Genomic DNA, 21,953 nt, shown 5'->3' with positions numbered 1-21,953 from the left:
TCCGGTGTTAAGAAGGCATTGCTCAAAAAAGGGGGACGATTTTACCCCCTTCTCGGGCCCAATGGCTATTGCTTCAACTCTTTTTGTATCTGGGCGAATGACTTGGGCCAGGGTTGCCCCTTGAGCAAGTCAGGAGACAGCTTGCGGATCGCCGCCTTGGCCTGGGTGCTGTTGGCATAATCCCCCTGCACCACCACATACCAGGGGCTGCCACGGAAGCGGGTCTTGTAGACCCAGACCTTGCCCGCCAGCCCATGCTCGGCCACAAAATTGTCGACCGCCTGGGTGTTGCTCGCCCCCATCAGCTGGATGCTGAAGTGGTTCCTAGGCTTCTTGTTCAGGGTAGCGACCGGGGTCAAGGCTACCTTGGGTGAGGGCGCCGCGACGGGCTCAGTAGCGGCAGGCTTGGGCGCGGCTTTCACCGCTGGCGCGCTGGTTGACGCTTTCGGTGCAGTCGGTGTCATCACCTGAGTCGATACGGCCTGGGAGCCAGCGCCGGTCAGCTCGTTCACCACCTCGGTGGGGAGTGCGCCGCTGACGTTGGGCTGCGTCATCAACTTCTCGACCACCTCGTCGGAGATGACCACCCGGCGCCCTTCGTAATTGGTCGACTCGGCGGTCACCGTCTCGCTCTCGACCTTCTTGGGCAGCGTCTTGGCATCGGGTTGCCAATCGCGCGCCACCTGATTAGCTGGCGTGGCACTCTCGGATGGCTGAGCGCCACTCGCCGCCCCTACGCTCAGCGGATCCGCTGCGATCGGGCTCGGCAGGGCCGTGCTTTGCGGCGGCACCTCGGCGCCTCCTTTGCCCTCGTCATCGAACAGGGGGAGATAACTCAGGGCCAGCAGGGCGGCGGCCGCCAGGGCCAGCACGGTTGCAATCTTCTTGACGGGCAACTCGGCCTGGCGTTTCTTTGGCCTTCTGTCGGTCATGATATCCTCCAGTAACTGCATGATGGCGGACGGGTGTCCGCTTGCCGCATTCAGGATCTCTTCCACTTTCGGTTTAGGCAAGAGGGCGGTCGGGATCTTCAGCTCCTTTGCCTTCTCATACAGGAAGATGCGCTGCTCGGGTGCGCTCAGTGGCGCGACTTCCAGCTCGAGAGCAGGCATGGCCCGTCCCTTGAGTGTCGCCTTCTGATTGCGACACCAGACGTCATTGCCCGACAGCAGGATGGCCAGCTTGTGGGGGGTATTCAGGGTATCGTTATGGCGGCAGAGCGCCCACAGCTCCCCGACCAAGTCGGCTGGCAGCTCGTCGGCGCGCTCGATGGCGAGCAACAGGGTTGAGGATTTGCCTTCCAGCATGCGAAAGAAGCTGTCTGCCAGCGCATCCTGCGCATTGAACAGCGGCCGTGCCACCACCTGCTGCAGCAGCAACTGGCGCACGTCAGCCATCTTCATGGCATTGCTGCCGATGAGGCTCACCACCCGCACGCTGTCGGGCAACTGGCCCAGCAGCGATTCGCACAAGGTGCCGCGACCGCTACCGGGTTTGCCAGAGAGAAAAATAAAGGGGTGATTGAATTCAATCAGGTGCAGCAGCCGATCAACCAGCTGCCGCTGGGAGGGAAGTTTAAGCAATTTATTATTGGTCACGACCAGACTCGATCACCGCCATCAGTTGTGCATCTGTCACGTCGGACACGACCTGGGCATGCCCGATCCCGACCGGCAACACCAGTCGCAGCTTGCCCTCAAGCACCTTCTTGTCACGGCGCATATGGCGAATGAAGGCATTGAAATCCATCTCGGGAGGTGCCTGCACGGGAAGGTCTGCCGCCAGCAGCAGGGCACGGATCCGCGCCACCTGAGCGTCGGTCAGATCGCCACGGGCCAGGGCAGTATCCGCCGCCAGCATCATGCCCGCCGCCACCGCCTCACCATGCAGCCAGTTGCCATAGCCTTTCTCGGCTTCGATCGCATGGCCGAAGGTGTGCCCCAGGTTCAGCAGGGCACGCACGCCGTGCTCGGTCTCATCCTGCGCAACCACGTCGGCCTTGATCTCGCAGCAACGACGGATGGCATAGGAGAGTGCGCTTGTGTCCAGCTGCTGCAAACGGGTCATGTTCGCTTCGAGCCAGGCGAAGAATTCGGCATCCCAGATGATGCCGTACTTGATCACCTCGGCCATACCGGCGGCAAACTCACGGGCCGGCAGAGTCTTGAGGCAATCGGTATCTATGATGACATGCTTGGGCTGATAGAAGGCGCCCACCATGTTCTTGCCAAGAGGATGGTTGACGGCGGTCTTGCCGCCGACAGAGGAGTCAACCTGGGAGAGCAATGTGGTAGGCACTTGGATAAACGGAATGCCACGTTGATAGCTTGCCGCAGCAAAGCCGACAACGTCACCCATCACACCGCCCCCCAAGGCAATGAGGGTTGTGTCACGACCATGGTTGGTTTCCAGCAGAGCAGACATGATCCGCTCGAAGGTTGCCAGGGTTTTATAGGCCTCGCCATCCGGCAGGATCAGGTGTTCAACCTGAAAACCGGGCAGCAACTGAATGACTTGTTCAAGATACAAGGGCGCCACTACTGTATTGGTCACTATCATGACCCGCTTGCCCTTGATCGTCTGCGCCAACACCTCGGGGCGTTGCAACAGACCTGCAGCTATCTCGATCGGGTAGCTGCGTTCACCCAGTTCGACTTTCAACCTTTCCATGGACGTCCTCTATTGATTACATGCCAATCAACTTAACGATTTGATTAGCAACAATTTTTGCACTCTGATCATCTGTATGGATGACAAAATCAGCCACTTCTTCATACAGGGCATTGCGCTCTTGCGCCAGACGTTCCAGCACTTCACGCGGTGGCTCTTCGGTTTGCAGCAGGGGACGGCGCTTGTCTCTCTGGGTACGTGCCAGCTGCTTCTCAATGGTGGTTTCGAGGTAGACTACGATGCCACGAGCAGAGAGTTTGTTGCGGGTTTCGCGGCTCTTGATGGCACCACCACCCGTCGCCAGTACGATACCCTGCTGCTCGGCGAGTTCACCGATCACCTTCTCTTCGCGGATCCGGAAACCCTCTTCGCCTTCAACATCGAACACCCAGCCGATATCGGCACCACTGCGGCGCTCAATCTCATGATCTGAGTCGAAAAACTCCATGTGCAGTTGTTCTGCCAGATGTCTACCTATGGTGCTCTTGCCCGCACCCATGGGACCTATCAGGAAAATATTGCGTTTCTCAGCCATGTCTTTTCGTTAGTAATTACAAACTGTATGGCCCCGGTAAACACTCGACCGGGGTACCTATGAACCTTATCTTGCGATGGATCAGGAGGGGGATTATCTCAATAGAAATCGGGACTGGCAACCGCAGCCCTTACGCCCCAGCCTCATCGGGGCGTAAGGTTATATGTGTTTTACCCTCACATGTAAAGTTTTCAGAGGGCGTCTGTGACTATCCGCGGGGTCACGAAGATCAGCAGTTCACGCTTCTTGTTCTCGCTGGTGGTTTTCTTGAACAGATAGCCAAGACCGGGTATGTCCCCCAGCAGCGGCACCTTGCTGACGTCATTCTTGATGGTCTGCTGATAGATGCCGCCCAGCACCAGCGTCTCGCCGTTGTTGACCAGCACCTGGGTAGTGATCGACTGGGCGTTGATGGAAACCGCATCCCCGGTACCGGTCGGTACGGTTTCCCCCTTGGTGTCCTGGGTCACGGTCAAGTCCAGGATGACCCTGTTGTCCGGGGTGATCTGAGGCGTGACCTTGAGGCTCAGCACCGCCTTCTTGAAGGTGACCGAGGTCGCACCACTGGAGGAGGACTCCACGTAAGGGATCTCGGTACCCTGCTCAATCAGGGCCGGCTTCTGGTTGGCGGTGGTGACGCGCGGGCTTGCGATGATCTCGGCCTTGCTCTCTTTCTCCAGTGCCGACAGCTCGAGATCCAGCAGGGTGCCATTGGCGAGGCGGGCCACCTGGAATGCCAGAGTACCGGCGGCGTTGGTCACAGGCAGGTTGACGTTCAGTCGATCTTCGATGTCGGGCCTTGTGATGGCTGAGGTGCTGGCATTGTTACCCGAGCCGTCGTTGCCCTCTATGGTGCCTGAGGTGCCGTTGCCATGTCCGTCCGTTTTGGTGACCCCCCAACGAACCCCCAACGCCTCGTCGAAGCCGTCATCTATGGTCACCATGCGGGCCTCTATCACCACCTGCTTGACCGGAATATCGAGGATATCCAGCATCCGCTTGACGTTGCTGATGACGTCGGCCGTGTCCTTGACCACCAACACGTTGGTGCGTTCATCCACACTCACGGCCCCCCTGGGGGAGAGCAGCTTGGTGCTCTCCGAGGAGAGCAGGGCCGCGACTTCGGCCGCCTTGGCGTAGTTGATCTGCAGATACTCGGTATAGAGCTGGGCCAGATCGGCCACCTGATTGCGACTCTCCAACTGCTGCTTCTCGCGCGCGGCAATCTCGTCTGCGGGCGCCACCAGCAGAATATTGTTGTCCAGTCGCTTATCCAGTCCCCTGACTTTAAGGATGATGTCCAGAGCCTGCTCCCAAGGAACGCCATCGAGGCGCAACGTGATGTTGCCGGAGACAGAATCCGTGGTCACCAGATTCAAGTTGTTGAAATCGGCAATGATCTGCAGCACGGTCCGCACAGGGATATCCTGGAAGTTCAAGGAGATGGGCTTGCCCTGATACTGCTTGGCGGCCGTGGTCGCGACGCGTTTTTTCACCTCGATGATGAACATCTTGTCGGCCTGATCGTAGCGGTAATCAAACTGGCCGTTGACCGAGAGCTCAAACAGGGTGTCATTGCCTTGGCGGAACACTTCCACCTGAGAGACCGGGGTGGCAAAGTCCTGCACATTGATGAGGTTGAGCAGATCATCCGGGACCCGGGTGCCGTGGAACTTGGCCAGCACCTTCTGACCACGACCGCTGACATCCACCGCGGCCGAGCTGTTGTCCAGGGTCACGAGAAACTCCCCCTGCCCCTCTTTACCACGCCGGAAGTCCACCCCTTTGACCGAGTTGAAATAGGCTCCGCTATTGGCCTGCTGGGTGGGTAACACGGGTTTATAGGCAGCAGCAGGAGTTGGGGCCGAAACCGGCTGGGGGGCCGGCATGGATTGATTCTGGGCAACTCGCTGGGTATCGATCAACGCAGACTGGGTCACAGGCTGGCTCCGAACCAGCGCCGACTGAGCAGCTGCAGGCTCGGCTGTCACAGTGCCCGTCACCTGATTGACCTTCTCCCCCAGTGACACCAGCAATTTGGAGCCCTGCTGATGAACCTGATACGGGGTTAGCTGATCGAGCGCTATCTTGATGTCCAGCCCCTCCCCCTTGCCCTCGACCTTGAGGCTCTCCACCCCTTGTTGCTTGATGGGCAGCGGATTGACCGTCAGCGCACCTACCGCGCCGGGCACATGCAGCAACAGTTGATTGGGCTCATAAGACAATCGGTCGGTAAAGCCGCTGACCGGTTCACTGAAGCTCAGCTCCAGTTGCAGCTGATCGGCCAACAGTGGATTCACCTTGACCTCTTGCAATGTTGGCACCGCCCACACCGGACTCCATGCGCCAAGACACAGCAGCGCCACGCCGGTCATCCTGCTTATTGTTGTTCTCATCTCTGCTCATCCCTGATCATAGTTTTGCGTCGAGATTGGCCATGGCCAGCTGAGTTTCTCGCGTGACCCAGCATCCTTTGCCATCCGGTACCGTCTCCATCAAGTCAACATGAGTGTTTGTTATCTTGATGATTCTTCCCTGATCCAGCCCCATGTATTGATTCAGCCCGACCCGCACTGCCTGTCCGTCTGGCGTATTGATCAAGGCCCACAGCTGTCCTTGTTTCCCAATCGAGCCCTTCATGCTCAGACTAGCCAATGAATAACGCTCCAGCACCTCTTTCTCCCGGCTGGCCACTATCTGGGCACAGTCCGGCTTGACCTTGTCATCTATCTTGGAGCTGGTCTCGGGCTGCGGCTCGATGAAGGGACTGCGCTCATCATTGCGCTGATACACCATGGGAGAAAACGGCTTTATCTCGGGTAGTGGCTCGATGGGAATTGGCTGCCTTGCCTTGGTCTGCAGCACGTATTCATCCATGTCCTCCTGCCCACCACAGGCCGACAGCAGCAGGGCGGGTAACAAGATGCAGAGCGCTCTCATCTTCATGGCTGCTGCCCCACTGTTTTACCGTTGTACTTGTAGGTCTTGGCCAGCATGGACATGCCGATCATCTCGCTCTCACCCTGGCTTTGACTGAGCATGAATGATTCGAGGATCACGATACGGGGCAAGGCCGCCATATCGGCCGTGAACTTGCCGAGTTCGTGGTAGGTACCGACCACCTCGATGCGCATGGGCAGCTCGGTTGAAAACTCGTGTTGAACCTCGGCTTCCCAATTGATCCGGTTCAATTTGAGCCCGTTATTGGTGGCGATGAAGCTGATGTCATCCAGCAGCCCGGCCACCTCATGGGTATTGGGCAGTTGCTTGAGCTGGGTATCGACCAGATGTTCAAGCTGCACCATCTGCTTCTTGTACGCCTCCAGGTTGGCAGCCAGCATGGCCTTGCTCTCGAACTGGGCCTTCAACTCGGCCTCCTTGGCCGCTTCCTGGCGCAATGCCGTCAGCGACGTCGCTATCACATAGTAATAAATGGCGCCACCAAGCAGGGCACAGCAAAGCAGGATGAAGATCCCCTTGGCGACCTTGGGCCAGCGCGCTATGTCATTGAGATCCAGTTCATTGAGCTGTTGTAGATTCATTCTTGCCCCTTAGCCGCATCCAGGGTCGTGCTGGCAATCTGGAACATCATGGAGAACTGGCTAAGAGCAACGGGCGCTACGTCGGCCGTGAAGATGGTGCTGATCTGGGATTGACCGAGCCAGCCGGAGCCATCGATACGGCGCATCATGCTGGCGACCCGGCCATAGGCTTCCGCCTTGCCATTGACATCGATCCGGTTGGCCTGCAGCGCCAGGGTATTGAGATAGACCCCGTTAGGCACCAGCACCGGGAGCTGATTGAACAGACGCACAGGTATGTTGCGCCGCGTCTGCAACTGCTCGATGAGCTGCATGCGATCGATCAGCTCCTTGCGCCGCTCCTTGAGCAGCCGGATCTCGCCGAGCTGGGCATCGAGCAGGGTCATCTCCTGCAGCAGCCGTTGATTGCGCTGCTGTTGGTGATCTATTTGCCGCACCACCAGCCAGTCGATGGCAAATGCCAAGGAGGCCGTCGCCGCCAGGAAAAGACCTATCAGCACGCCGAATTGCTTCTTCTGGCGCTGAGCCCTGGCGGCTCGCCAGGGCAGGAGGTTTATATTTGACATGGTGTGAAGCTCCGCAGTGCCAGACCCAGTGCGGCCATGTATTTGGCCCCATGCGCGAGTCCCCCTTCTCCCTTGGGCTTGCCAAAGAGCGCAAAGGGATCGGGGTGAGAGACCTCACAATTGAGCTCACGCGCTACCTGCTCAACCAATCCCGGCAGCAGGCTGCCCCCTCCCGTCAGTACCAGCTTGGGAACCTCCTTGTTGCCAGACGAGCTGCAAAACAGTTGCACATTGCGCCTGACCTGCAGCACGAGCGTATTGAGATGGGGCAGGAGCACATCCGCCTCATGGTCGACCGGCAGGGAGCCTTGAGTCTTAGCCTGTTCAGCTTCCTCCAGGCTCATGCTGTAAAAGGAGGCCAGTGCCTGGCTGTATTGATCGCCACCAAAGTTCTGCAGGCGGGAGTAGATCACCTGGCCCTTCAGCATGGCGGCAAAGGTCATGGCGCTGGCGCCGATATCGACGATGCCGACCGGTTTGCCCCATGCCTGCAGTTCGGGCAGGCAGGCCAACACGGCACGGCCCAGCGCATGAGCCCCCACATCCACGACCTTGGTGCTCATCTCGGCTTCGGTCAGGGCACTGACCCGGCCACTGACGCTCTCGGTGCGGGCGGCACTGAGCAGCACCTCCTGGCGGGTCTCATCGGCCGTCATGCCGAGGATCTCGAAATCCAGGCTGACCTCGTCGAGGGGGAACGGGATAATCTGCTCCGCCTCCAGCCTGACCTGGTTCTCCAGCTCGTTGTCGTTGATCCTGGCGTCGACCTGGATGACCTTGGTGATGACGTTGGAGCCGGTGACCGCGGTGGCCACGTATTGGCAATCCCCCTGGATGAGGCGCTTGAGGGACTTGAGGGACTGGCTGACCCGTTCGATATCCTGCAATTGGTAATCGACCAGCGTGCCCTTGGGCATGGCTATCTCGGCGACGGATTCGAGATGCAACTTGCCGGGACGTCCGCTGAGGGTGACGGCCTTGATGGTTTGACTGCCAAAATCAATGCCCGCCAAGGAGAGGAGGGATCCTTTGCTGAATAGCCCAAACATATACACATCCATGCGTTATTGGGTTTTAGGACTTATTGTAGGACAGCTCATCACGGGGTGATGACTTAACTCAATATAATGCTCTATCTATCAATGTCATAAAGTTTATGTCAAAAATTGACGCGGCTCTCCTTTCCGCCACGGCCGCCCTCCCCTTGGTAATTGCGCCATGGAGTGCTACCCTCGCGCCTCTTCTTCTGGTCCAGCTCAGTGGACAGGAAAATCTCGAATCTGCGGGGGTAAAAAGGCTATACTCTGCGCCCGTTGGCTAATTTTAAGACGATTGGTAGTTCTTCCATGCTGAAATGGCTCGTTCGCCTGTTTATTGTCATGATGCTGGGTGCTGTGCTGGGTGTTGCCAGCCTCATCGGCATCTACTTCTACATCAAGCCCCAGCTGCCAGATGTGAGCGCACTGCGCGATGTCAAACTGGCCACCCCGATGAAGGTGTACAGCCGGGACGGGGAATTGATCTCCCAATTTGGCGAAATTCGTCGCATCCCCTTGCGCCTGGACGAAATTCCCCAGTCCATGATCGATGCGGTACTCGCCACCGAGGATGCCCGCTTCTATGAGCACCCGGGTATCGATCCCATCGGCATCATCCGGGCCGCCACCGTCTGGGCCGTCTCCGGCCAGGCCCGTCAGGGCGCCAGTACCATCACCCAGCAAGTGGCGCGCAACTTCTTTCTGAGCAACGAGAAGACTCTCGTGCGCAAGGTCAAGGAAGTGTTCCTGGCCTGGCGCATCGAGCAGAATCTCTCCAAAGACGAGATCCTGACGCTCTATCTCAACAAGATCCCCCTCGGCTACCGCGCTTTCGGGGTCGGCGCCGCCGCCCAGGTTTACTTCGGTAAAGACGTCAAAGACCTGACCCTGGATCAGATCGCCATCATCGCCGGCCTGCCCAAGGCCCCCTCCATGCTCAACCCCATTCGCTCCCCGGAGCGGGCCTTTGCCCGCCGCAACGTGGTGCTGGGACGCATGCTGGAGACCGGCAAGATCACCCAGGCCCAGTTTGACGAAGCCTCCAAGATGCCGGTCAAGGCCCGCTATCATGGCGCCGAGACCACCCTGAACGCCCCTTATCTGAGCGAGATGGTGCGCCAGAAGATGGTGGAGCAGTTTGGGGAAGACGCCTACACCATGGGGCTGCACGTCTACACCACTGTCACCGCCAAGCGTCAGCGCGCCGCCCACCAGGCCCTGCTGGATGGCGTATTCGACTACGACACTCGCCATGGTTATCGCGGCCCGACCGCCCTGCTGTGGAAGGCGGGAGAGCCTGCCTGGGACTATGAGCAGATCATGGCCCACCTGGCCAAGCAACCCACTTACCAGCCCCTGATGGCGGCCGTGGTCACCAAGCTGACCGACAAGAGTGCCACCCTGGTGCTCAAAAACGGCAAGCAGGCCGAGCTCGGTTGGAACGGCATCAAGTGGGCGCGCGCCTTCATCACGGATGATCGCCAGAGCTATGCACCGAAATCGGCGCGGGATGTGCTCAAGGTCGGCGCCCAGATCTGGGTGCGTGAAAAGGGCGAAGAGCTGCTGCTCTCCCAGATCCCCGACGTCAATGCCGCCCTGGTGGCCATGAACCCGCAGGACGGCGCCATCGAAGCCCTGGTCGGCGGCTTCAGCTTCGAGCTGTCCAAGTTCAACCGGGTCGATCAGGCGCGCCGTCAGGTCGGCTCCAACATCAAGCCCTTCCTCTACGCCACCGCGCTGGAGCAGGGCTACACCCTGGCGTCGCTCATCAACGATGCGCCGATCAACCAGTGGGATCCGGCCAAGGGCCCCATGTGGCAGCCCAAGAACTCCCCGGCCATCTATGAAGGCCCCACCACCTTGCGCCTCGGTCTCGCCAAGTCCAAGAACGTGATGTCGGTGCGCCTGATGCGCGCCATCGGGCTGGATACCTATATCGACGGTCTGACCCGCTTCGGCTTCGCCCGGGATCACATCTCGGCCAACGAATCCCTGGCCCTCGGCGCCGCCGAGTTCACCCCGCTGGAAGTGGTGCGCGGTTATTCCGTGCTGGCCAACGGCGGCTTCCAGGTCACCCCATACTTCATCACCGAAGTGACCGACAGCTTCGGCACTCCCCTGTATCAGGCCAACCCGGCCGCCGCCTGCCGCGACTGCGGCGTGCTGGCCGCCGCCGGTCTCGACAGCGCCGATGCCTACCTCAATACCGTGGGCGACTGGAAGGCCCAGTGCCCGATCGATCCCGTGGTGCCCAACAACATGGCGCCGCAGACCATCAGCGCCCAGAGTGCCTTCCTGGTGACCGACACCCTGACCACCGCCATCTGGGGTGGCAACGGCTGGCGTGGTACCGGTTGGCGCGCGGCTCGTGACCTCAAGCGTCACGACATCTCGGGCAAGACAGGGACCACCAACGAATCGCGGGATGCCTGGTTCTCCGGCTATACCCCGAACCTGGTGGCCACCTCCTGGATCGGCTTTGACAACCACCAGCGCGGCCTCGGCCGGGCCGAGTTCGGGGGCGGCGCCGCCCAGCCCATCTGGATCGACTTCATGAAGACCGCGCTCAAGCAGATCCCGGAGCGCAAGATGCCGGTGCCCGAGGGCATCATGCAGGTGCGCATCGATCGCGAGACAGGTCTTTTGACCAACCGCAACGATGGCAGCACCATGGAAGAGTTCTTCAAGGAAGGCACAGAGCCGACCCGCTACGCGAGCCAGCTCTCCGATGGCAACCAGGTCTACGGGGGCGATGGCTCCAGCAGCGATGGTCCTGTCTCCACCGACGACATCTTCTAAGCAGCATCCGCAGACAAAAAAACCGGCGCCCAGGCGCCGGTTTTTTTATGTCTCCATTAGCAGATCACACCAACAAAGGTTTCACCAACAGAGAGATGCGAGCGGCCAGCTCGTTGAAGCAGGGTCTTCGCACTGAATAATGACGATAAAGCAGTGAAATGGTGCGGCCGGGAACAGGGTCGACCACGGGTCGGTAGCTCACCCCCCCCTCTTCCGGCTGGGTCGGCACGGCGAGTTTGGGGATCAGGGTCAGGCCGCTGCCCGCCGCCACCATGTTGCGCAGTGTCTCGAGACTGGTGCCCTTGAAACGCTGATCCTCGCCAATGCCGGCGGCGAAGCAAAAACCCATCGCCTGCTCCCGCAGACAGTGGCCATCGGCCAGCATCAGCAGTTTCTTGCCCTTGAGGTTGTGTAGCGGCACCGATCTAGCCTGAGCCTCCGGGTGCTGCTGGGGCACTGCGAGCCACATGGACTCCTGATAGAGCTGGAGTGAACCGAATCCTTCCATCCCTTCCAGCTCCGCCAGAATGATGCAATCCAGGGTCCCCTCCTCCAGCCGTTTCAACAGCGCCTGGGTCTGCTCCTCATAGAGGTAGAACTCCAGCTTGGGGAAGTGTTCTCGCAAGTCCTGAATGATGTGAGGCAGCAGGTAGGGGCCGACGGTGGGAATGAAGCCGATGTGGATCTCGCCGGACATGGGCTCAGCGAAGTGCTGGCCTATGCTTTTCAGCTCACGCACCTCCTTGAGCACCTTGCGAGCCTGCTGGGCCATGGCGTCACCGGCGGGGGTGAACAGCACCTTGCGGGAGGTGCGCTCGATGAGGATCACCCCCAGCTCGTCTTCCAGCTTGCGCAGCTGGCCGCTCAGGGTCGGCTGGCTGACGAAGCAGCGCTCCGCCGCCTTGCGAAAGTGCTTCTCCTCTTCCAGCGCTACCAGGTACTCGAGATCGCGAAGGTTCATACAACTGCATCCGGCCAATCAATGAGTTCGCTAGCATGCCCAAGAACGGGCGACGGGACAAGGGATGTCCATGGGGGATAAAAGGAAACGGGCCTGAACGCTCGTCCAGGCCCGCTCAATGCTGTGCACAGGGATATAATCACACCCTGAAGCGGCGCACCATCTCCTGCAGCTGGGTGGCCAGCTGATTGAGATCGTTGCAGGCGGCCGCCATCTGGGTCGCCCCGGCCACCACCTCCTCCGAGGCATGGCTGATGTTGACCACATTGCGATTGAGCTCCTCACTCACCGCCCCCTGCTCCTCGGTCGCCGTCGCTATCTGGATGTTCATCTGGGAGATGCTCTCCACCGAGCCGCTGATCTCGGTGATGGAGGCTCCCGCCTCCCGCGCCGTGCCCACGGTGGCCTGCATCAGCGTCTGGCTCTGCTGCATGGTGCTGCCGGCCTGCTCCGCCCGTTGCTGCAGCTCGGAGATGATGGTGTTGATCTGGGCGGTGGAGTCCTGGGTTCGTTTCGCCAGCGTGCGCACCTCGTCCGCCACCACCGCGAATCCACGGCCCTGCTCGCCGGCCCGGGCCGCCTCGATGGCGGCGTTGAGGGCCAGCAGGTTGGTCTGCTCGGCGATACCGCGGATCACCTCCAGCACCATGCCGATGTTGCGGCTGTCTTCGCCTAACTGGTGGATAACCTCGGCTGTGCTCTCGATGGCGGAGGCGACCTGCTCAATTCGCACGATGGAATCGTTGACGGTGTGGGCCCCCTGCTCGGCGGTGCCGCTCGCCTGGGTGGCCGCTTCCGCCGCCTCGTTGGTGTTGCGGGAGACCTCCTGCACCGTCGCCTGCATCTCGTTCATGGCCGTCGCCAACTGATTCAGCTCATGCTGCTGACTGTTCATGCTGGTCGCCGACTGCTTGGCCACCACGCTTATCTCCTCGGCGGCCGAGCTGAGCTGCACTACCGAGCCGGACACCTCGCTGACCAGGCTGCGCAGGCGATCCTGCATCTCGCCAAAGCCCTTGGCCAGCTGCCCCAGTTCGTCGTTGTTGAACAGGTTCAGATCGAGCCGGGTCGCCAGATCCCCGCCCGAGACCTTCTGGGTCTGGGCCAGCAGCAGCATGACAGGGTTGCGGATGAGCCGCGTCAGCAGCCAGGCCACCACCACCACGAACACCACAGTGAAGAAGCCTATGAGGATGCTGAGCGTCCTGGAGTTTTCATATACCCCCTCGATGGTGGCCGTCATGTTGCGGGCAACCTTGTCGTTGATGTCCCGCAGCACCAGGGCCTTCTTGCTGACGGCGACCAGGGCTGTCATGGTGACCCCTTCGCGCAGGGACATGACCCTGCCCATATCCCCTTGTTGCAGCGCGGCGGCGAGCTCGTCATGGGCTTCGAAATATTGCGTTGCCGCGACCGTGAGCGCCTTGAACTCCTGCTCTTCCTGGGCCGACGTAAAGGGCAGGGCCGCATAGGCCTGGGCGGCGCTGGCAAACTCCTGCTTGGCCGCCTGATAGACCTTGTCATAGCGTGCCACCCCCTCCTTATCTTGCCCGGAGATCACCATGTTCAGCTCGGCCCGGCGAGCATTGAGCAGGGAGGTCTCCATCTGGTTGGCGGCCTGCATGCTCGGGATCAGGTTGCCCGTGATCAGGGTCGTGTCACGAAAGAGCCCCGATAATTGCGACACCGAAAACCACGCCAGTGCGACCACCAGCACGGCCAGGGTGGCGAATCCAGCGCTCAACTTCTGACTAATTGACATGTTTTTGAACATGATGCGTATCCTTGACGACCTGAGATGTATCTGGGTATTTCATACCCAAATGATGACTATTCACACGGAGATAAATCTAGCTGCATCTCCCTATATCGTCAGCCTCAGGTTAAGCATGAGTCCATACCGACACGCAAAAACACTGTTCAGACCAGATCACCTATCCATATTGTGGTTATAGCTGCCTCATCTGCGCAGCGAGATAATCGGTGAAGGCCGCGGGGTCTCCGAGGAAAGTGGTGAGGGGCAGCGGAACCAGATGCTCGCCCTGCATCAGTCCCAATGTGGGATAGCCCTGTCCACCGAAACGGCGCAGCAAACCCTGGCTCTCGGCCAGATGCGCACTCAGGTTCACGTTCTGATAGGCCTGCTCGAACGCCGCAGCCGTGATCCCCTGCTCCAGCGCGAGCGCCGTCAGATGAGCGAGGGAACCCACCCACTGACCGTCGCGATAGTGGGACTGCTGGATGCGATGCAGCATGGCCAGACCATCCCCTCCCAGGGCACTCACCGCCAGGATGGCGCGAATGGGGGGCTCGGAGTCGAGCAGCAAGCCGTCCTTGAGCAGCAGTTCATCGAAATAGCGCTGCCCAAACGGCTGACCGGTCAGGGCCTGAATGCGCTCGTCGTGGGGCCTCACATAGTCACGCAGTGCCGCCCCCATGGGCTGACGACGTTCGCCGAGCCAGAGGCCACCGGCATGCAAGGCAATCTTCAACCCCGGGATCCGGGCCGCAGCCTCGAGCAGGGGGGCGGCGCCATAACACCAGCCACAGAGGGGGTCATAGACATAATGCAGGGTCATCTCGTTCATGGGCTCACTCCAGAAAATCAAAAAACCGGGCAACGACTGCCCGGCAAAAAAACACAGGGAACAGACTCAGGCAATTACCACTTCATCTCGCCGGTCGCGACCTTGGCCCCTATGGTCAGGCCATCGTCCAGCGGCAGCGCGGGGTAGGCCTGCTTCAGAGCATCCACCAGCTCGGTCGAGCCCTTGGCCTTGGCCAGGGCCTGCTCGAAGTTCAGTACATAGTCGCGGGTGAAGGTCACCGCCTCGGCGCCCTTGGGTTCAGCCCCGAGGAAGTGGCCAGGCACGACCCGCACAGGCTTGAGTGCCAGCAGCTCGTTGAGGGTCTCAACCCACTGCGCCCGCGCCTCCTTCGTCTGGCTGTCCGCCATCCACACATGGGTGTTGCCGTATACCGGCACGCCGCCCAGGGCCGCCTTGATGGAGGGCACCCACAGATAGGCGCTCGGGGTATTCATGGCCTTGATCTCGATCGTCTTGCCCTCCAGAGTCAGCTGGGACGCCGTCATCACCTGGGGTACGATCAGCTGCTTGGGAGCCTGCTCGGCGAGGATGGGACCCCAGTAGGCCAGCTTGGCATCCTTGGTCTGCTTGATATGGTCCACCACATGCTGGCTTGCCAGGCTCTTCACCTCGGGGAAGGCGGCCTTGATGGGTTCCAAGCCGAAGTAGTAGTCCGGATCCCCGCCGCTGATGTAGACGGTGGTGAGCTTCTTGCCGCTTTGCTTGATCAGATCCACCAGCGCCTTGCCATCCTTGACCCCGAACTGGGCGTCGATGAGGATGGCCTCCTTGTCGCCGCTCACCAGCTCGGAGGAGACGGGGAAGATGGCCTTCTCACCGGGGTTGTAAACGGTCACGGTCAGGGGGCCCGCCAGGGCGGCGCCGCTGAGCAGGGTAGTGGCCAGGGTCAGGGTTCGCAGTGTGGTATTCATCGGGTAAGCCTCATTGGGTCGTTGTGCATCGAGTAGGGCTAGTTTATTGGAACCTTATCGGTGCAAATACCGCATAATGAGCGCATGACTGTTGCACATATCGAGCATATTGGGGACCAAACATGGATCGACTGACGGCGTTGCGGGTATTCGTCTGCGTGATCGAGCAGGGCAGCCTGAGCGGTGCGGGGGAAAAACTGGAGATGTCGCGGGCCATGGTGTCGCGCTATCTGGCGGAGCTGGAGCGCTGGATGGGCGCCCGTTTGCTGCATCGCACCACCCGCCGGCTCAGCCTCACCGGGCCGGGGGAAGAGGCGCTGAACCGGGCCAGGGCCATGCTGACCCTAGGGGAAGAGATGGAGCAGCTCGCCAGCCGCAGTGACGAGGCCCCCAAGGGTCAGCTGCGCATCACCAGCAGCTACTCCATCTCGGAGGCCCTGCTGGTGCGGGCGGCCAACGACTACCTGGCCCGCTACCCCGGCACGGCCATCGACATCCTGCTGCTGGACAGAACCGTCAACCTGGTGGAGGAGCGTATCGATCTCGCCGTGCGCATCACCAATGATCTGGATCCCAATCTGGTGGCCCGCCGCCTCGGCACCTGCCATTCGGTGGTCTGTGCCAGCCCCGCCTATCTGGCGCGCCACGGCACCCCGCAGCAGGTGCAGGAGCTGGCCCTGCACAACTGCCTCACCTACACCTATTTCGGCAAGAGCCTGTGGGAGTTTCAGGGCTCCCATAGCCCGGAATCCGTGCCGGTGAGCGGCAATCTCAGTGCCAACATCTCCAACCTGCTGCTCAAGGCAACTCTGGACGGGGCCGGCATCAGCCTGCAGCCGCGCTACTCGGTACAAACGGAGCTTGCGAGCGGCGCCCTGGTACCCCTGCTGACCGAATGGCAGCCCAAGCAACTCGGCGTCTACGGCATCTATGGCACCCGCAAGCAGATGTCTCCCCTGCTGCGCAGCTTCCTCGATTTTCTCATCGAGCGCATGGCCGGGGATCCCCTCTGGCAGGCCGAAACCTAGACAGCAAAACGGGGCCTGCGGGCCCCGTTTCATTCACGGCGACTGGCTTATGCCTCGAAGCCAAACTCCTTGGCGGGAGGCGCCTGCTCCGTAACCTCAGACTCCTCCAGATAGATGTCGCGATAGGCCGCGTAGATGGAGTAGTTGATGGCGGGCAACACCACCAGCAGGCCCACCAGGAACAAGATGACGCCAAACAGTATCAGCACGGCCCCAAGCAACCCCCACCAGAGGAAGGGCCACATGTTGCGCAGACAGCCCTTGAAGCTGAGCCTTGCGGCCTGCCAGACCCCCACCCCATGGAAGAAGATGAGGGCGGGGGCGAAGGTGATGGCCATCAGCACGGGCACCATCAACGCCAGCCCCAGCAACAGGCAGAGCAGGAAGCCCTGCGCCTGTGTCACCGTCAGCGTCAGGGTTTCCGGATCCTGGGACAGCAAGCCGGTCAGCCCCCACATGTGCAGCAGGGTGGCGCAGACCAGCACGATCAGGCTGAACAGACAGAGCACCAGCAATCCCCCCAGTATCAGGGGCGTCAACCGCTGACGAAAACCGGCGAAGAAGTCGGCAAACTGGAGGGGATGACCGGCATAGCCCCGCTGGGCAACCGCCACCCAGCCAGCCCCCCACACCATGTACAGCAGCTGGGAAATAAAGCCCCCCGCCGGCAGCCGATCCAGCACCAGTCCCACCACGAACCAGAGCGCTATCATGGCCACGCTGGCGCCCATGCCCTTGTTGAAGATATCAAACCCGGTGCGGACCCAGACCCAGCCCCGTCCTATGGGATGACGCTTGGGTTCGCTGCGCAGGGTATGTTCACTGTTCATCATCAACCTCATTGTAAAACGGACGGAAAACACCTCAGGGTACGGTCACCGTGACCATGATGGTGCCTGTGTAGGCGCCGGTGCGCACCACCTGACCCGGCAGTTTGGTCGGGTACAGCCTCACCTTGTAGTCGGTATTATGGGTGGCCGCCGCATAGGGTACAGGGATAGCGGTAGCGAAGGGAATAGGGGTCTGGGTGCTCAGCTCCAGCATGCCCACCCCGACCCCGGCCAGGCTGGTGGTGATAAAGCGATCCTGGCTGGTGAGCGCTCCCCCGAAGCTGTAGCTGAGCGGGACCGTATAATCGCTCGGGATCTGGCTGCAAGTGACACTCACATTGACGGTACGGGGCGCATAGCCCTTGGGGACATCCCCCTCCACAAAGGCACTCTGGGCCACAGAGCCGAGATCGATGGGAATATTGGTCCCCGCCGGAAACTGGCAGGTCGGGGTCGAGGTGACGCTGATATTCATCGCCAGCGTGCTGAAGGCATTGGCCGGACTGGTATCGGGTAGGTTGGAACGTCTGACGAACAGATAGGCGACGGTACCGTTGAAGGTTTGGGTGCCTGTGACCCCCTTTAGCAGCTTGAGGGTGTAGCGGCCGCCATTGACCTGAATCCCCCCCAACGCCAGATCGACCACATTGAGCAGGCACACTGTAAGCAAACTGCTGGTACTCGCACTGAAGGGGATAGCCCTATAGCTACCCGCTGCATTGAACTCGGCCTTGAGACCAAAGTAGTTATTGAGCTTGATATAGGTATCCGGGGCCGTACCTATGATAGGCAAGCCAGATGCCTCAACCCCCTGATAGTTAGCGGTCACAAACAAGCCTAACGAGATGCCAGTGCAGTTACAGGTAGCCGTGGTGGTCGTTGCAAAATTGGTGACACTACCTGTATCGCCTGGCTGATAGAGGGTATTGGTGGTACTGATGGGCCCGGTCGCCACAAAGGCGCTGGTACATTGACCATTGACGGCATGGGCCCTGGGTTGCCATAGCAGGCAGCCCAGCAGCAAGGCTCCCATCACCCAGAGGTGCGACCCGCCCGGCCAACCCTGCCTCGTTTGTTCACTCATGCGCGTTGCCTCCTTGCTGGCCAAGCACAAACCCCTGCTCGTGATAGATGCCATTGTCGTCAATCCAACGCACCCTCCCCTTGTTGGCAGTCGTTTCGACTACCTGTAGGGGGATTTTCAGCATGCCATAGGGTGGAATCAGCCCCCCCTGTTGCCAACGGGCCTTCCCAGCACCTATCTCGAGCAACACCTCGCTCAGGCTGATATGAAAAGGGCTCCGGTTGCTGACACTCAGTCCCTGCCCCTGCGTCTGCCAGCGAAGCCGGGTGACCGCCTCCGCCGCCGAGCCCTGCAAACCGGGCGGGCGATAGAACAGCTTGATGCGGGTGCGATAGGCAAGCTGCACACTCGCCTGGGAGGTACTCGCCTTGGGGGGCAACCCCAGCACATTGAGCCAAAACAGGGACTCCCGATCGCGAGGGAGCCTTTCCAGCTCGGAGCCCAGGATCCTCAATGTCTGTCCCCGCGCCGCCCCCAGTCGCATCATGGGAGGCACCACCAGGAAGGGGCTCGAGGCCTCGGCGGGCCCCTGTTGTTCATCTCCTCCATCGACCCAGGCCTGCAATAGGCTGGGCTCTGTGCCGTCGTTGCGCACCAGCAGAGTTGCCTCTCCACCCTGATAGATAACCCGGGTCTGCATCAGATTGAGCGCAGCCTCCGCCATCCCTCCCCACGACAAGGCGCTCAAGATAAGGCTACTCAGCCAGAACCGTTTCATGGACCCACCGCCGTGACACACAGAGCCGCCACCTGCTGATAGGGCACGGCGGGATCCGGTTTTGGCATCCGATAGTCCAGCCGGCACTGCTGGGCGGGCTCATTGCCCCACTGCACATGCAACACAGCCTGCTCGCCGCGCACGAAGATGAGCCCACCCTGGCCGACCACGGCCACCGAGTCGCCATGAGCGTCAAGCACCTCGGCACCAAACGGCGGGGCACTGCCATCCGCACGCCTCGCCTTGAGCAGCAGCGGCTGGCCGACATGGGTCTCATAATCGAGCTTGACGATGGCACCGCGGCGCGGAGCCACCATCTGGGCGCTGCCATCTATCTCTACATCCAGTGGCAAGCCGGTCGGATCCAAGCCGATGACGTTGGTGCGATAAGGGTTGAGCCCGGCCAGCACGGCGTAGCCGTCCCCGTCCACCTCGCTGCCGATCCCATGGCTGACCTTGGCGCCCTGAGCGCCCTTGGCCTCCACCAAGGCCATCGTCTCCCCCTGGGTCTGGCCCAGCACCCAGCCATCCTTGTGCACCAGCAGGGTCCCCTTGGCCGATGCCACATACTGGGAATAGCCCTCCCCCTGACTGGTGGAGACACCGAGCTGGGTCGCCGCCGTCTGATATTGCAAGTTGGCGCCATAACCCTGATAACCGGCGCCGTTGCTCTGACTCTGGCTACCGTATAACCCGTAATAGATGCGTCCGTCCCGGGAGCCACCATTGAGATCCAGTCTGGCGCTGTAACCTTGCCCCTCCTGATAAGAGAGGGTGCTGCTCAGGCGCGGCGCCCCCAGCCGATCGCCTATCGGCACGCTGAGACTCAACATGTATTGATCCCCTACCCCGTCATCGAGTGAGTGGCTGGCCGAGAGTGTCAGGTTACCCCAGTCAAAGCCCCGATTGTAGCCAAGCTGGAAGCTGCTGCTCTCGCTCTGGCCACCCCAGTAGTCACGACGAATGCCATTGAAATAGATGTCCCCCCACTCCCCGATCGGCTGGTTGATGTTGAGCTGGAAGCGATTGCGCTCCCGCTGCAGTTGATCAAAGGTTTGCGACTGGGCCGCCGCCACATCGGCCAAATCCAGATACCCTTCGCTGGAGAAGCGATAGGCGGCCAGGGTGAAGTAGGTCTGGGTCAGGTCCATCTGCTTGCTGTAGGTGAAGCGGTAACTCTGGCCGGAGAGCGACTCTGGCAGCCCGGAGTCAGCAGGCAAGTCCTGCGCCCAAGAGCCTGTGATGTCGAGGGCCAGGGCGCCATAATCCGAGCCCAGAGCCGCGCCTCCCAAGAGGGCGCCATAGTCCTCGGCGGCTATGGTGCCGCCATACAGGGTCAGGGTGTTGGAGAAACCGCGGCGATAGGTGCCTTGCAGAAAATTGGGGCCATCGGTACCGGCCTCGTTGCGATAGCGCCCCAGGGTCAGACTGAAGCGGGAGGTATCGTCTCGCAGCATCTGCACCACGGAGGAAAATGGCAGGGTGAAGCTGCGCGCGCTGCCATCCGCCTCAGTGATGGTCACATCCAGATCTCCGGCAAAACTGGTGGCATAGAGATCGTCGATGGCGAAGGCGCCGGGGGCGACCTGGGTCTCGTAGATGAGGGCGCTGCCCTGGCGGATGGTGACTCTGGCGTTGCTCTGGGCCACCCCGCGTACCACGGGGGCGAAGCCTCGCTCAAAATCCGGCAGCATGGCATCGTCGCTGGCCAGCTGCACCCCGATGAAAGGCACGCTGTCGAAGCTGTCCCCCGGGGTGAAATACTCCCCCAGGGTGAGCTGGGCGGTCTGGGAGGTCACGTCCCGCTGCACATAGCTGTTGAGGGGTTGATAACTGCCCCCGTCATCGCCCTGCCAGGAACCGTTGTGGCGCAGCCGCCAGGCCCCCAGGTTGATCCCCGTATTGAAGTTGATGCTGTTGCTGAACTGCTCGTCGCTCCCCTCCTGCTCGCTGTAATAGAGGTTGGCGTTGTAGCCGACGAAGGCGGCGTTGATCCCCTGTACCCATTGATCCGGGCCGACATAATCGCGCCTGACCCGACCGACATAGGCCTGGGGCAGGCTGAGGGCGCCGCTCAGGCTCGCCAGATCGAAGGCGAAGCTGGCGCCTGGTACCAGGGACTCCACCAAGATGCAGTCACTCTGGAGCTGACGCTTCACCGAGGCCTGGTCTGGCAGCTTGTCCACCAGCAGCCCCCACTGTTTGACCTGATCGGGCTTGAAGCAAAACAGCGGGGTCTTGGGATCCTTGCCCGCCCGCACTTCCACCTGCTGGCTCAGCCTCTCCTTGCCATTGATGATTATGTCGAGCTGATAAAGCCCCAGGGGGACGAAGTCTGCACGGGCGAAGCGGGCCAGATCTATGTTCACTCCCAGGCTGTCGAGCAGCCGGCTGTCAAATTCAACGTCCGTGGATGAGCCGCCGGCCTGAGGGCTCTTAGAGCTGGGGGTCTCTGCGCCAACGGCAGTCAGGGGTAGCCAAAGCAATAACGGCAGCAGCCGACAAGCGGTGCGAGTCGCCAAGGCCACCGCAGGAGAAAAGCCGACATCAGGCAGATGGTGCAAGGAGCTCAGGGGCGTGCTGGCATTCACAACATACCTCCCCCCTCAGCGCCGGCGGATGCGTCGGGACAAGGGAGGCAAGCACCCCGCTCCCGCGCCACA

At 60.8% G+C, this 21,953-nt stretch carries 18 protein-coding genes; 2 read left to right on the top strand and 16 right to left on the bottom strand.

What is annotated here, in order from left to right:
• Positions 1 to 65: 65 nt before the first annotated feature.
• From CUC44_RS18375 to tapM, 8 genes are all read right to left on the bottom strand, one after another.
• Positions 66 to 1,598 (bottom strand): SPOR domain-containing protein, encoded by a 1,533-nt coding sequence (locus tag CUC44_RS18375; RefSeq protein ID WP_100861309.1) that lies wholly within the window; start codon positions 1,596 to 1,598, stop codon positions 66 to 68.
• A complete protein-coding gene (gene aroB / locus CUC44_RS18370) occupies positions 1,588 to 2,670 on the bottom strand; it encodes a 3-dehydroquinate synthase (protein ID WP_100861308.1) in 1,083 nt (360 codons plus the stop codon). Before aroB ends, CUC44_RS18375 begins: the two co-directional genes overlap by 11 nt.
• Positions 2,671 to 2,686: 16 nt before the next feature.
• Positions 2,687 to 3,205, bottom strand: coding sequence for a shikimate kinase AroK (gene aroK / locus CUC44_RS18365; RefSeq protein WP_100861307.1), 519 nt, complete (start codon positions 3,203 to 3,205; stop codon positions 2,687 to 2,689).
• Between the two features lie 191 nt (positions 3,206 to 3,396).
• Positions 3,397 to 5,601 carry a type IV pilus secretin PilQ gene (locus CUC44_RS18360; protein ID WP_100861306.1) on the bottom strand — a complete coding sequence of 735 codons (2,205 nt, stop codon included), beginning with the start codon at positions 5,599 to 5,601 and terminating at the stop codon, positions 3,397 to 3,399.
• A gap of 16 nt (positions 5,602 to 5,617) precedes the next feature.
• The gene (locus tag CUC44_RS18355; RefSeq protein ID WP_100861305.1) at positions 5,618 to 6,145 is read right to left on the bottom strand and encodes a pilus assembly protein PilP; all 528 of its coding nucleotides are present in this window, start codon (positions 6,143 to 6,145) and stop codon (positions 5,618 to 5,620) included.
• Between the two features lie 2 nt (positions 6,146 to 6,147).
• Positions 6,148 to 6,747, bottom strand: a complete 600-nt coding sequence (tapO, locus tag CUC44_RS18350) for a PilO family type IV pilus biogenesis protein TapO (protein ID WP_100861304.1) — start codon at positions 6,745 to 6,747, stop codon at positions 6,148 to 6,150.
• Positions 6,744 to 7,313 carry a PilN family type IV pilus biogenesis protein TapN gene (tapN, locus tag CUC44_RS18345; protein WP_100861303.1) on the bottom strand — a complete coding sequence of 190 codons (570 nt, stop codon included), beginning with the start codon at positions 7,311 to 7,313 and terminating at the stop codon, positions 6,744 to 6,746. Before tapN ends, tapO begins: the two co-directional genes overlap by 4 nt.
• A complete protein-coding gene (gene tapM, locus CUC44_RS18340) occupies positions 7,301 to 8,362 on the bottom strand; it encodes a PilM family type IVa pilus assembly protein TapM (protein ID WP_167388948.1) in 1,062 nt (353 codons plus the stop codon). The genes tapN and tapM overlap by 13 nt, the downstream gene beginning before the upstream one ends.
• 297 nt (positions 8,363 to 8,659) lie before the next feature.
• Between tapM and CUC44_RS18335 the strand changes: the two genes are divergently transcribed.
• Positions 8,660 to 11,149, top strand: a complete 2,490-nt coding sequence (locus tag CUC44_RS18335) for a penicillin-binding protein 1A (RefSeq protein ID WP_100861301.1) — start codon at positions 8,660 to 8,662, stop codon at positions 11,147 to 11,149.
• Between the two features lie 64 nt (positions 11,150 to 11,213).
• Here CUC44_RS18335 and oxyR read toward each other — a convergent pair whose 3' ends face one another.
• The 4 genes from oxyR to CUC44_RS18315 form a co-directional block, all read right to left on the bottom strand.
• Positions 11,214 to 12,110, bottom strand: a complete 897-nt coding sequence (oxyR, locus tag CUC44_RS18330) for a DNA-binding transcriptional regulator OxyR (RefSeq protein WP_100861300.1) — start codon at positions 12,108 to 12,110, stop codon at positions 11,214 to 11,216.
• A 139-nt stretch (positions 12,111 to 12,249) separates the two neighbouring features.
• Entirely contained in the window at positions 12,250 to 13,884 is a 1,635-nt protein-coding gene (locus CUC44_RS18325) for a methyl-accepting chemotaxis protein (RefSeq protein ID WP_100861299.1), read from the bottom strand.
• A gap of 175 nt (positions 13,885 to 14,059) precedes the next feature.
• Positions 14,060 to 14,698: a DsbA family protein gene (locus tag CUC44_RS18320; protein ID WP_100861298.1), complete on the bottom strand. Its 639-nt coding sequence runs from the start codon at positions 14,696 to 14,698 to the stop codon at positions 14,060 to 14,062.
• Between the two features lie 74 nt (positions 14,699 to 14,772).
• The gene (locus tag CUC44_RS18315; protein WP_100861297.1) at positions 14,773 to 15,630 is read right to left on the bottom strand and encodes a Vmh family MBL fold metallo-hydrolase; all 858 of its coding nucleotides are present in this window, start codon (positions 15,628 to 15,630) and stop codon (positions 14,773 to 14,775) included.
• A 122-nt stretch (positions 15,631 to 15,752) separates the two neighbouring features.
• On the opposite strand from CUC44_RS18315, the gene CUC44_RS18310 reads away from it, so the two are divergent.
• Complete coding sequence (locus tag CUC44_RS18310; RefSeq protein WP_100861296.1) at positions 15,753 to 16,658, top strand: LysR family transcriptional regulator; 906 nt, start codon at positions 15,753 to 15,755, stop codon at positions 16,656 to 16,658.
• Between the two features lie 47 nt (positions 16,659 to 16,705).
• On the opposite strand, the gene CUC44_RS18305 is transcribed toward CUC44_RS18310, so the two are convergent.
• The 4 genes from CUC44_RS18305 to CUC44_RS18290 are packed head-to-tail and all read right to left on the bottom strand — an operon-like array spanning position 16,706 to position 21,881.
• Positions 16,706 to 17,488: a BPSS1780 family membrane protein gene (locus tag CUC44_RS18305; RefSeq protein WP_100861295.1), complete on the bottom strand. Its 783-nt coding sequence runs from the start codon at positions 17,486 to 17,488 to the stop codon at positions 16,706 to 16,708.
• Between the two features lie 34 nt (positions 17,489 to 17,522).
• Positions 17,523 to 18,572, bottom strand: a complete 1,050-nt coding sequence (locus tag CUC44_RS18300) for a fimbrial protein (RefSeq protein WP_100861294.1) — start codon at positions 18,570 to 18,572, stop codon at positions 17,523 to 17,525.
• On the bottom strand, positions 18,565 to 19,290 hold the full coding sequence (locus tag CUC44_RS18295) for a fimbrial biogenesis chaperone (protein WP_100861293.1): 726 nt from the start codon (positions 19,288 to 19,290) through the stop codon (positions 18,565 to 18,567). Before CUC44_RS18295 ends, CUC44_RS18300 begins: the two co-directional genes overlap by 8 nt.
• Complete coding sequence (locus CUC44_RS18290) at positions 19,287 to 21,881, bottom strand: fimbria/pilus outer membrane usher protein (RefSeq protein ID WP_244166803.1); 2,595 nt, start codon at positions 21,879 to 21,881, stop codon at positions 19,287 to 19,289. Before CUC44_RS18290 ends, CUC44_RS18295 begins: the two co-directional genes overlap by 4 nt.
• Between the last annotated feature and the right edge of the window lie 72 nt (positions 21,882 to 21,953).

It is taken from the genome of Aeromonas lusitana (genome assembly GCF_002812985.1).
GTDB lineage: Bacteria > Pseudomonadota > Gammaproteobacteria > Enterobacterales > Aeromonadaceae > Aeromonas > Aeromonas lusitana.
Note: the sequence above shows the minus strand (reverse complement) of the source record. Positions and strands in the feature narration are given on the sequence as shown.